General features: G+C 72.6%; 9 protein-coding genes and 1 riboswitch. Of the genes, 8 read left to right on the top strand and 1 reads right to left on the bottom strand.

Going from position 1 to position 11,459, the window contains the following annotated elements; all coding sequences use genetic code 11:
- Positions 1-73: 73 nt before the first annotated feature.
- The 4 genes from ACWD5D_RS00525 to ACWD5D_RS00540 all read left to right on the top strand — a co-directional run bounded on the left by ACWD5D_RS00525 (position 74) and on the right by ACWD5D_RS00540 (position 5,070).
- Positions 74-1,495, top strand: a complete 1,422-nt coding sequence (locus tag ACWD5D_RS00525; protein ID WP_451370567.1) for a M16 family metallopeptidase — start codon at positions 74-76, stop codon at positions 1,493-1,495.
- A complete protein-coding gene (locus ACWD5D_RS00530) occupies positions 1,492-2,895 on the top strand; it encodes a M16 family metallopeptidase (RefSeq protein ID WP_451370568.1) in 1,404 nt (467 codons plus the stop codon). The genes ACWD5D_RS00525 and ACWD5D_RS00530 overlap by 4 nt, the downstream gene beginning before the upstream one ends.
- A 269-nt stretch (positions 2,896-3,164) precedes the next feature.
- Positions 3,165-3,329: riboswitch (cyclic di-AMP (ydaO/yuaA leader) on the top strand.
- A gap of 12 nt (positions 3,330-3,341) precedes the next feature.
- A complete protein-coding gene (locus ACWD5D_RS00535) occupies positions 3,342-4,100 on the top strand; it encodes a M23 family metallopeptidase (RefSeq protein WP_451370569.1) in 759 nt (252 codons plus the stop codon).
- A 274-nt stretch (positions 4,101-4,374) separates the two neighbouring features.
- Complete coding sequence (locus tag ACWD5D_RS00540) at positions 4,375-5,070, top strand: GntR family transcriptional regulator (RefSeq protein WP_451370570.1); 696 nt, start codon at positions 4,375-4,377, stop codon at positions 5,068-5,070.
- Positions 5,071-5,249: 179 nt separating this feature from the next.
- Here the strand turns inward: ACWD5D_RS00540 and ACWD5D_RS00545 are convergent, their stop codons facing one another.
- Positions 5,250-5,531: an HPr family phosphocarrier protein gene (locus tag ACWD5D_RS00545; RefSeq protein WP_184565564.1), complete on the bottom strand. Its 282-nt coding sequence runs from the start codon at positions 5,529-5,531 to the stop codon at positions 5,250-5,252.
- 178 nt (positions 5,532-5,709) lie between these two features.
- On the opposite strand from ACWD5D_RS00545, the gene ACWD5D_RS00550 reads away from it, so the two are divergent.
- From ACWD5D_RS00550 to ACWD5D_RS00565, 4 genes are all read left to right on the top strand, one after another.
- Positions 5,710-8,721 carry a bifunctional acetate--CoA ligase family protein/GNAT family N-acetyltransferase gene (locus ACWD5D_RS00550; protein ID WP_451370571.1) on the top strand — a complete coding sequence of 1,004 codons (3,012 nt, stop codon included), beginning with the start codon at positions 5,710-5,712 and terminating at the stop codon, positions 8,719-8,721.
- A gap of 201 nt (positions 8,722-8,922) precedes the next feature.
- Positions 8,923-9,519 (top strand): DUF5998 family protein, encoded by a 597-nt coding sequence (locus ACWD5D_RS00555; protein WP_451370572.1) that lies wholly within the window; start codon positions 8,923-8,925, stop codon positions 9,517-9,519.
- Positions 9,519-10,709, top strand: a complete 1,191-nt coding sequence (locus tag ACWD5D_RS00560) for an alkaline phosphatase family protein (protein ID WP_451370573.1) — start codon at positions 9,519-9,521, stop codon at positions 10,707-10,709. The genes ACWD5D_RS00555 and ACWD5D_RS00560 overlap by 1 nt, the downstream gene beginning before the upstream one ends.
- 60 nt (positions 10,710-10,769) lie before the next feature.
- The gene (locus ACWD5D_RS00565; protein WP_451370574.1) at positions 10,770-11,420 is read left to right on the top strand and encodes a thymidine kinase; all 651 of its coding nucleotides are present in this window, start codon (positions 10,770-10,772) and stop codon (positions 11,418-11,420) included.
- Positions 11,421-11,459: the final 39 nt, after the last annotated feature.

Raw genomic sequence — 11,459 nt, forward strand, 5'->3', positions numbered from 1 at the left:
CTTTGCATACAGTGGCAGGAACGGCAGGAAAACCGCGGTTTCGACGACCGCCTCCGCTTGCGAAGGGACGTACATGCCCATGGGTCACACGACCACGGCCGAGGCAGGCTCCGGGGGCCTGACAGCGACCGAGCACCGGCTGGCCAACGGTCTGCGCGTGGTGCTCTCCGAGGACCACCTGACCCCGGTGGCGGCGGTCTGCCTCTGGTACGACGTCGGTTCCCGCCACGAGGTCAAGGGACGAACCGGCCTGGCTCACCTTTTCGAGCACCTGATGTTCCAGGGCTCCGGACAGGTCAAGGGCAACGGCCACTTCGAGCTCGTGCAGGGCGCCGGCGGCTCCCTCAACGGCACCACCAGCTTCGAGCGCACCAACTACTTCGAGACCATGCCCGCCCACCAGCTGGAGCTCGCCCTCTGGCTGGAGGCCGACCGCATGGGCTCCCTGCTCGCCGCCCTGGACGACGAGTCCATGGAGAACCAGCGGGACGTCGTCAAGAACGAGCGCCGGCAGCGCTACGACAACGTGCCCTACGGCACCGCGTTCGAGAGGCTGACCGCCCTCGCCTACCCCGAGGGCCACCCGTACCACCACACGCCGATCGGCTCCATGGCGGACCTGGACGCGGCCACCCTTGAGGACGCCCGCCAGTTCTTCCGCACCTACTACGCGCCGAACAACGCGGTGCTCTCCGTGGTCGGCGACATCGACCCCCAGCAGACCCTCGCCTGGGTCGAGAAGTACTTCGGATCCATCCCCGCGCACACCGGCAAGCCCGAGCCCCGCGACGGCTCCCTGCCGGAGGTCATCGGCGAGCAGCTGCGCGAGGTCGTCGTCGAGGAGGTCCCGTCGCGCGCCCTGATGGCCGCCTACCGGCTGCCGCAAGACGGCACGCGCGCGGCCGACGCGGCCGACCTGGCGCTCACCGTCCTCGGCGGCGGCGAGTCCTCCCGTCTGTACAACCGCCTCGTACGCCGCGACCGTACGGCGGTGGCGGCCGGCTTCGGCCTGCTGCGCCTGGCCGGCGCGCCCTCGCTGGGCTGGCTGGACGTGAAGACCTCCGGTGACGTCGAGGTGCCCGTCATCGAGGCCGCCATCGACGAGGAGCTGACCCGGTTCGCCGTGGAGGGCCCCACGCCCGAGGAGATGGAGCGCGCCCAGGCCCAGTTGGAGCGCGAGTGGCTGGACCGGCTCGGCACGGTCGCCGGCCGCGCGGACGAACTGTGCCGGTTCGCCGTCCTGTTCGGCGACCCGCAGCTCGCCCTCACCGCCGTCCAGCGCGTCCTGGCCGTGACCTCCGAGGAGGTCCAGGAGATCGCCAAGGCCCGCCTGCGCCCCGACAACCGCGCGGTTCTCGTCTACGAGCCGCTGTCCCCCGAGTCCGCCGAGCACACCGAGGAGGCGGGGCGCGGCGAGGACCCGGAGTCGGAGGCCACCGTGGAAGCGGGCGTCGCGCCTGCCGACCAGAACGACAACGAGGAGACGGACCGGTGACCGAGCTCGCCACGATGGACTTCCACCCCCAGCCGCGGCCCGGCGAGGCCAAGCCCTGGGCGTTCCCGGCCCCCGAGCGCGGCACGCTGGACAACGGCCTGACCGTCCTGCGCTGCCACCGCCCCGGCCAGCAGGTCGTCGCCGTCGAGGTGCTGCTGGACGCGCCCCTGGACGCCGAGCCGGCCGGCCTGGACGGTGTCGGCACGATCATGGCGCGGGCCTTCTCCGAGGGCACCGACAAGCACTCCGCCGAGGAGTTCGCCGCCGAGCTGGAGCGCGCCGGTGCCACGCTCGACGCGCACGCCGACCACCCCGGCGTCCGGATCAGCCTGGAGGTCCCGGCCTCCCGCCTGGCCAAGGGCCTGGGTCTGCTGTCCGACGCCCTGCGCGCGCCCGCCTTCGCCGAGAGCGAGGTCGAGCGGCTGGTCCGCAACCGCCTGGACGAGATCCCGCACGAGCTGGCCAACCCCTCCCGCCGGGCCGCCAAGGAACTCTCCAAGGAGCTGTTCCCGGCGACCTCGCGCATGTCCCGCCCGCGCCAGGGCACCGAGGACACGGTCGAGAAGATCGACGCGGCCGCCGTACGCGCCTTCTACGACCGCCATGTGCGCCCCGCGACGGCCACCGTGGTCGTGGTCGGCGACCTCACCGGCACCGACCTGGACGAGCTGCTCGCCGACACCCTGGGTGCCTGGACCGGCACCCCCGGCGCGCCGCGGCCCGTGCCGCCGGTGTCCGCCGACGACACCGGCCGCGTCGTCATCGTGGACCGGCCCGGCGCCGTCCAGACCCAGCTGCTCATCGGCCGGGTCGGCCCCGACCGGCACGACCGGGTGTGGCCCGCGCAGGTGCTCGGCACCTACTGCCTCGGCGGCACCCTCACCTCCCGCCTGGACCGGGTCCTGCGCGAGGAGAAGGGCTACACCTACGGTGTGCGGGCCTTCGGGCAGGTCCTCCGTTCTGTGGCTCCCGCCTCCGCCGGAGGGGCTGGGGGCGCCTCGATGCTCGCCATCAGCGGCTCCGTGGACACCCCGAACACCGGTCCCGCGCTCGAGGACCTGTGGACGGTGTTGCGCACGCTCGCGGCGGAGGGCCTGACCGACGCCGAGCGGGACGTCGCCGTGCAGAACCTCGTCGGGGTGGCGCCGCTGAAGTACGAGACCGCGGCGGCCGTCGCGAGCACGCTGGCCGACCAGGTCGAGCAGCAGCTGCCCGACGACTTCCAGGCGCAGCTGTACCGGCAGCTGGCCGCCACCGGCACCGTGGAGGCCACCGCGGCGGTCGTGAACGCCTTCCCGGTGGACCGCCTGGTGACTGTCCTCGTCGGTGACGCCGCCCAGATCAAGGCGCCGGTCGAGGCGCTCGGCATCGGTGAAGTCACCGTCGTGGCCGCCGAGTAGGGACCGCGGAGCACGGCGACGGCCGCACGCGCGTGTGCGGCCGCGCGCAGGGCTGTACACGGGGCCCTGGCGACCGACGGGTCGTCAGGGCCCGTGCTGTTCTGCGGCGTGCTGAGGCAACGTTCCCCAGATGTCCGGATTGGTATGGAGGTTGCCTGTCTGCTCTGTGGGATGCGCTACAAAAACCCGGATCCGTTTGGGCATCGCGAGCCGCCCCCTTTAGCGTCTTCCGGGCTGTTCGTCAGGCAGTGCGCCGCGCCCGCGGCACCGGACAGTCATCGCCGAGTCCCCGTACGGCGCGAGCCAGGGGAGCCGGGGACCCAACCGCAGTCCCTGGGGTGAATCGGACGCCCGCGCGTGAGCGAGGGAGTCCGTAGGAGACCTTCCTGCTCCGAACCCGTCAGCTAACCCGGTAGGCGAGAGGGAAGGAAAGGACCAGCCACTTCATGGCGTTCATGTGCGCCTCCGGGAAGCATCGCAAGCCCGGCCGGGTCAAGCGCACCACCGCTCAGGCGGCTGGCATCGCGGCCCTCACCACCACCACCGGCGTCGTCGGTACCCTCGCGGCCTCACCCGCCGTCGCCGCGGAGAACTCCGTCGAGCAGACCGGTCTCACTCCCGTCATCACCGTCAGCGACACGCTCGCCGAGGAGATCGACGCGCAGGCCGCCGCCCAGAAGGCCACCGCCGAGCGGAAGGCCGCCGAGGAGGCCGCCGCCGAGGCAGCCGCCGAGCGTGCGAAGGAGGCACGGGAGGCCAAGGTCCGCGCCGCCCGCGAGGCGGAGCGCAAGCGCCTGAACGCCTTCGTCGCCCCGATCGCGCACTCGTACGTCTCCACCGGCTACATGGCGGGCAGCTCCCTGTGGTCCTCCGGCTCCCACACCGGCATCGACTTCCACGCGGCCAGCGGGACGTCGGTCCACGCGGTCGGCTCGGGCACCGTCGTCTCCACCGGCTGGGGCGGGGCATACGGCAACCAGATCGTGATCCGGATGGCCGACGGCATGTACACCCAGTACGGTCACCTGTCGTCCATCGGCGTCAGCGTGGGCCAGCGGGTCGTCCCGGGCCAGCAGATCGCCCTGTCCGGCGCGACCGGCAACGTCACCGGCCCGCACCTGCACTTCGAGGCCCGGACGACCCCCGAGTACGGCTCGGACGTCGACCCGGTCGCCTACCTCCGCAAGCACGGCGTGGCCGTCTGACGGTCCCGCGCGGCATGCCGAAGCACATGGTGTGCTGAAGCGACGGAGTGCACGGCGTTCTGAAGCGACGGCCCCGCGAAACGCACCGCACCCCGAAAGCCCCGGCTCACCCGAGTCGGGGCTTTCGCCGTATCCCGTACCGCTTCCCCGGTCGGCTGGCCAAAAAATATCCATGGATTCTGGCCCGCCGTCGGAAATTCCCGCTGATTGGAATACAGTCACTGAACAGACGTCCATCGTCGACGTTTCGCGGGGATTAAGACGGAGGTCGGTCATGCGTATTCCGGCACACTCGGTGTGCACGGCGATCCGGGACGACATCGTCACGGGTGTCCACGAGCGCGGCAGCCGCCTCACCGAAGAAGTCCTCGCCCGCCGCTACGGCGTCTCGCGCGTCCCCGTCCGCGAGGCCCTGCGCACCCTGGAGGCCGAGGGCTTCGTGGTGACCCGGCGGCACGCCGGCGCGTGCGTGGCCGAGCCGACCGAGCAGGAGGCCGCCGACCTGCTGGAGATGCGCCTGCTGCTGGAGCCGCTCGGTGCCGCCCGGGCCGCGCAGCGGCGCACCGAGGCCCACCTGAAGGTGCTGCGCGGCCTGGTCAGGCTGGGTCAGGAGCGGGCCGACCGGGGCCGCAGCGAGGATCTGCGCTCGCTCGGCGGCTGGTTCCACGAGACGCTCGCCCAGGCCTGCGGCAGCCAGGCGCTGACCTCGGCGCTCACCCAGCTACGGCACAAGATCGCCTGGATGTACACGGTGGACGCGCCGCCGAGCCCGGTGGAGTCCTGGGCGGAGCACGGCGCCATCGTGGACGCGGTGGCGCGCGGCGACGGCGAGCGCGCGCGGGCGGTCACGGCGCTGCACACCGAGCGCGCGGCACTCGCGCACCGGTTGCGCTTTTCCGGCGGCACGGACCGCCAGGGGCGCGTGAGGACTTCGCAACATGCCGTAAACATGTCGCGCCCACGGCATTAACATCGCCGCCGTATACAAAGAAGAGTAATTCTGCGGGGGTGTATTTCTGCTGCCCGAATTCTCGTGCGTCCGCGATTTACGCGATTTCCTGTCAAGTCGTCCGTGCAGCCTTCGGTGAAGCACGAAAGCCGCGCCGCCCGCAAAGGGCGACGCGGCTTCCGCGTTCCGTGCGTCGGTGCTCAGACGGTCTCGGGCAGTTCCTCGAGGCCCTCGGAGACCAGCTTGGCCAGACGGTCCAGGGCGACGTCCGCGCCCTCGGCGTCGGAGGCGAGGACGATCTCCTCGCCCCCCTGGGCGCCCAGTCCCAGGACAGCCAGCATGGAGGCCGCGTTGACGGGGTTGCCGTCAGCCTTGGCGATCGTCACCGGGACGCCTGCGGCCGTGGCGGCTCGGACGAAGATGGAGGCGGGGCGGGCGTGGAGACCCTCGGCCCAGCCGACGTTGACGCGGCGCTCAGCCATGTGATGCTGCCCTTCAGTTTCCCAGGGTTGTCTAGACCAGTTTCCCATACCGTGAAGCGTGCCCGGAGCGGACCTTCGTCCGACCCGGGCGTGTCGCCGGACCGCGGCCTCGGTCCGGCTTCCGTTCCCCACAGACTGCCTCGCGCCGTTGTCGTTGGCGAGCCGTACTCTGGGGCCCATGCAGACCCCGGCGGACCGGCAGGACCGGCACGAGTACCCCGCCCACTGGGAGGCGGACGTGGTGCTGCGCGACGGGGGCACCGCGCGCATCCGGCCCATCACCGTCGACGACGCCGGCCGCCTGGTCAGTTTTTACGAGCAGGTCTCGGACGAGTCGAAGTACTACCGCTTCTTCGCGCCGTACCCGCGCCTGTCCGCCAAGGACGTCCACCGCTTCACGCACCACGACTTCGTGGACAGGGTGGGACTCGCGGCCACCATCGGCGGCGAGTTCATCGCCACCGTACGCTACGACCGCGTCGGCGCCGACGGAATGCCCGCCTCCGCACCCGCCGACGAGGCCGAGGTCGCCTTCCTCGTGCAGGACGCCCACCAGGGCCGCGGCGTCGCCTCCACCCTCCTGGAACACATCGCCGCCGTCGCCCGCGAGCGCGGCATCCGCCGCTTCACGGCCGAGGTGCTGCCCGCCAACACCAAGATGATCAAGGTGTTCACGGACGCCGGGTACACCCAGAAGCGCAGCTTCGAGGACGGCGTCGTCCGCCTGGAGTTCGACCTCGAACCCACCGACCGCTCCCTCGCCGTGCAGCGCGCGCGGGAGCAGCGCGCCGAGGCCCACTCGGTACGGCGGCTGCTGGCCCCCCGATCCGTCGCCGTCGTCGGCGTCGGCCGCGCGCCCGGCGGGGTGGGCCGCAGCGTCCTCGGCAACATCAGGGACGCCGGCTACACCGGCCCGCTGCACGCCGTGAACAAGGCGTTCCCAGCCGACCTCAAGGACGTCGACGGCGTGCCGGCGTACCGCTCGGTGCGGGACATCGGGGGACCCGTGGACCTCGCCGTGGTGGCCGTGCCGGCCGAGCACGTACCGGCCGTGGTCACCGAGTGCGGGGAGCACGGAGTGCAGGGCCTCGTCGTGCTGTCCGCCGGGTACGCCGAGAGCGGGCCCGAGGGGCGCGAGCGACAGCGGGCCCTGGTCCGGCACGCGCGCGCGTACGGCATGCGGCTCATCGGCCCCAACGCCTTCGGCGTCATCAACACCGCCCCGGACGTCCGGCTCAACGCCTCGCTCGCCCCGGAGATGCCCCGTCCCGGACGCATCGGAATGTTCGCCCAGTCCGGCGCCATCGGCATCGCGCTGCTGTCCCGGCTGCACCGCCGCGGCGGAGGGGTGACCGGGGTCACGGGCGTCTCCACCTTCGTCTCCTCCGGCAACCGCGCCGACGTCTCCGGCAACGACGTCATCCAGTACTGGTACGACGACCCCGAGACCGACGTCGTCCTCATGTACCTGGAGTCCATCGGCAACCCCCGCAAGTTCACCCGCCTCGCCCGGCGGACCGCCGCGGCCAAGCCGCTCGTCGTGGTGCAGGGCGCGGGGTCGGCGCCGCAGGGGCACGCGGTACGGGCGACGCGGCTGCCGCACGCGACCGTGTCCGCGCTGCTGCGACAGGCCGGGGTGATCCGGGTCGACACGATCACCGAACTGGTCGACGCCGGGCTGCTGCTCGCCCGCCAGCCGCTGCCCGCCGGGCCGCGCGTGGCCATCCTCGGCAACTCCGAGTCCCTGGGCATGCTGACGTACGACCGGTGCCTCGCGGAGGGGCTGCGGCCTGCGCCCCCGCTGGATCTGACGACCGGGGCGAGGCCGGAGGACTTCCACCGGGCGCTCGCGAGGGTGCTGGCGGACGAGACGAGTGACGCGGTGGTCGTCACCGCGATTCCGGCCATCGGCGAGGGGCCGCCGGGGGACGTCGAGCTGGCCGAGGCGCTGAGTTCGGCAGCCGCCCAGGTTCCGGGCAAGCCCGTGCTGGTGGTCCACGTGGAGCTCGGCGGGCTCGCCGAGGCGCTGTCGGCCGCGACGAGTACGGCACCACAAGCCGTTTCCGGGGCGCCCGGAACCGAGGACCACGCGCACCGCCCCGCACACCCGGCTCCGTTCGCGCGAGGGGACTCGGGCCGCCCGGCGGGAGGACCGTCCACCACGGGAGCGGCCGACCGGACGGGACCCTCCGCCCCGGCGGACGCACCGGCAAGCCACGCAGGCCTCCCGGCAAGCCGCGCCGGCCTCCCGGCGAGCCCGGCCCCCTTCGGACCGCGTGCCCCCGAGACCCAGGCCCCCGAAACCCGCCCCTTCGAACCGCCCACCCCCCGCCTCATCCCCGCCTACCCCGCCGCCGAGCGGGCCGTGCGCGCCCTCGCCGAAGCGGTGAAGTACGCGCAGTGGCGGCGGGAGGCCGCTGATCCGGGCAAGGTGCCGGAGTACGAGGACATCGACGAGAAGGGCGCCGCCGAACTGATCGGAGGGCTGCTCGCGCGGGGCGAGGGGCTCACCATCGGGGAGGCGGAGACCTGCGACCTGCTCGGGAAGTACGGCATCCAGGTGCGCCGTGCGCTTCTGGCCCCCACTCCGGACGCCGCCGTCGAGGCCGCCCGCGCCCTCGGCTACCCGGTCGCCCTCAAGGCCACCGCCCCCCATCTGCGGCACCGCGCCGACCTGGGAGGCGTCCGGCTGGACCTCGCCAACGAGGAGCAACTGCTCCGGTCCTACGCCGAGTTGACCGAGCTGTTCGGGACGCCGGAGGAACTGCGGCCGGTCGTGCAGGCCATGGCACCCCGGGGCGTCGACACCGTCGTACGGGCGGTGATCGATCCGGCGGCCGGGGCTGTGCTGTCCTTCGGCCTCGCGGGGGCCGCCTCGCAGCTGCTCGGGGACATGGCGCACCGGCTGATCCCGGTCACCGACCGGGAAGCGACCTCGCTGGTCAGAGCCATCCGGACGGCCCCGCTGCTGTTCGGATGGCGCGGCTCCACCCCCGTGGACACGCCCGCGCTGGAAGAGCTGATGCTGCGCGTCTCCCGGCTCGTGGACGACCACCCCGAGGTCGTCGCGGTCACCCTGGAGCCGGTCGTCGTCGCCCAGCACGGAGTGAGCGTCCTCGGCGCCACCGTGCGACTCGCCCCACCCCCCGCCCGCGACGACCTGGGCCCACGCACGATGCCGGCCTACTGAGCACCCGGGCATGACGTCGGCCTGTTGAGCGGGGGAGGGGGCGCCGCTTGGATGCCGGCGGTCCGGAACCCGTGTCCTGTCTGGTCGCCGCCGAGCGGCTGGACATCGCGGCGGGGTTCGCCCGGCGCCACGCGCACCCGGGTGCCGCGGTCCGCCCGGGTGTCCGTGACTGGCCCGGAGCGCCCTTGCCCACGGATTAGGATGGACGCCATGGCCAAGACCAGTACGACGACCCAGGGGCTGCGCTCGGCGATCGAGCGCAGCGGCTACTACCCGGCCCTCGTGGCCGAGGCGGTGGAGGCCGCCGTGGGCGGCGAGCCCATCCGGTCGTACCTGGTCCACCAGGAGACGACGTTCGACCAGAACGAGGTGCGCCGGCACGTCACCGTGCTCGTCCTCACCGGCAACCGCTTCATCGTCAGCCACACCGACGAGCAGACCGCCGACAGCACCTCCCCGACGCCGTACGCCACGACGTCCACGGAGTCCGTGAAGCTCGACCGGGTCTCGTCCGTGGTGGTCAGCCGGATGGTCGCGAACCCGGAGCAGTACACGCCGGGCACGCTGCCGCGCGAGGTCGTGCTGACCATCGGCTGGGGCGCCGTCAACCGCATCGACCTGGAGCCCGCCGCCTGCGGCGACCCCAACTGCGAGGCCGACCACGGCTACACGGGCAGCTCCACCGCGGACGACCTCAGCCTGCGGGTCAGCGAGGCCGGGGACGGCCCGGAGACGGTGCGCCAGGCACTCACCTTCGCGCAGGCCATCTCCGAGGCGACCGCGGACCCCACGCGCTGATGTCCCAGCTCTCCGCCTGGGACCACCCGGAACCGCTCGCCCTGGACACCGCGCCGCTGCCCGAGTACGGCACCGGCTCCCTCGCCGACCTCCTGCCCACCCTGGCCGCCGGTCTCGGCGTCCCCGGTATGACCGCCACGATCGAGGAACTGACCCCGGCCGACCGGGTCTGTGTCTTCCTGGTCGACGGGCTCGGCTGGGAGCAGCTCCGCGCGCACCCGGACGAGGCGCCCTTCCTGGCCTCGCTGCTCGGCAGCTCGCGCGGCGGCACCGGCCGCCCGCTCACCGCCGGTTACCCGGCGACCACCGCGACCTCCCTGGCATCCGTCGGCACGGGCCTGCCCCCGGGCGCCCACGGCCTGCCCGGCTACACGGCCCGCAACCCGGAGACCGGCGAGCTGATGAACCAGCTCCGCTGGCACCCGTGGACCTCGCCGCGCCTCTGGCAGCCGTACCCCACGGTCTTCCAGCTGGCCCACGAGGCCGGTGTGCACGCCGCCCAGGTCTCGTCGCCCGCGTTCGAGAACACCCCGCTCACCAAGATCGCGCTCAGCGGCGGCAGGTTCGTCGGACGCCTGAGCGGCGAGGACCGCATGGACCTCGCGGCCGAGCAGCTGGCCGCCGGTGACCGCTCGCTGGTGTACACGTACTACGCGGAGCTGGACAGCGCCGGACACCGCTACGGCGTCGCCTCCGACACCTGGCGCGGACAGCTCATGTACGTCGACCGGCTCGTCCAGCGCCTCGCCGAACAGCTGCCCCCGCGCAGCGCGCTCTACATCACGGCCGACCACGGCATGGTCGACATCCCGTTCGACGACGAGCACCGCATCGACTTCGACACGGACTGGGAGCTGCGCGCCGGGGTCGCCCTGCTGGGCGGCGAGGGCCGGGCCCGGCACGTGTACGCGGTGCCGGGTGCCGCGAACGACGTCCTGACCGTCTGGCGCGAGGTGCTCGGCGAGCAGTTCTGGGTGGCCTCACGGGACGAGGCGATCGCCGCGGGCTGGTTCGGTCCCCATGTCGACGAGCGTGTGTATCAGCGCCTCGGGGACGTGGTCGCGGCCGCGTACGACGACGTGCTGATCACCGCCTCCGAGCGGGAGCCCAAGGAGTCGGCGCTGGTCGGCAACCACGGTTCGATGACCCCGGCCGAGCAGCTGGTCCCGCTGCTCGAAGTACGCACCTGAGCCTGCCCGACCCCGCGACCCCCGCCCGCCCCCTCCTCGCCGAAAGGTGCTCAACTCCTCATGCCCGAGCTGGTGTTCTTCTCCGGAACGATGGACTGCGGGAAGTCGACGCTGGCTCTGCAGATCGAGCACAACCGTTCCGCGCGCGGCCTCGCCGGCGTGATCTTCACCCGGGACGACCGCGCGGGCGAGGGCAAGCTGTCCTCACGGCTGGGCCTCGTCACCGACGCGGTGGAGGTCGAGGACGGTCAGGACCTGTACGCCTACCTCGTCGACCACCTCTCGCAGGGCGGCCGCGCGGACTACGTGATCGCGGACGAGGCGCAGTTCCTCGTGCCCGAGCAGATCGACCAGCTCGCGCGTGTGGTCGACGACCTCGGCCTGGACGTCTACGCCTTCGGCATCACCACCGACTTCCGCTCCAAGCTCTTCCCGGGCTCCCAGCGGCTGGTGGAACTGGCCGACCGTATCGAGGTGCTCCAGGTGGAGGCGCTGTGCTGGTGCGGTGCCCGCGCCACGCACAACGCTCGCACGGTGGGCGGCGAGATGGTCGTCGAGGGCGAGCAGGTCGTGGTGGGGGATGTCGGCGCGGCTGAGGAGGCCGTGGGGTACGAGGTTCTGTGCCGCCGTCATCATCGCAAGAGGATGACGGGTGCGACGGCGCGAGCGGCGGCACTGTCGCCTGACGTGCTGCCGGTCACGGCGGGCTGACCCGTACAACCGCCGTGCGTTTCGCTCGGAGTGGCGTCC

The organism is Streptomyces sp. NPDC002520, assembly GCF_053595235.1.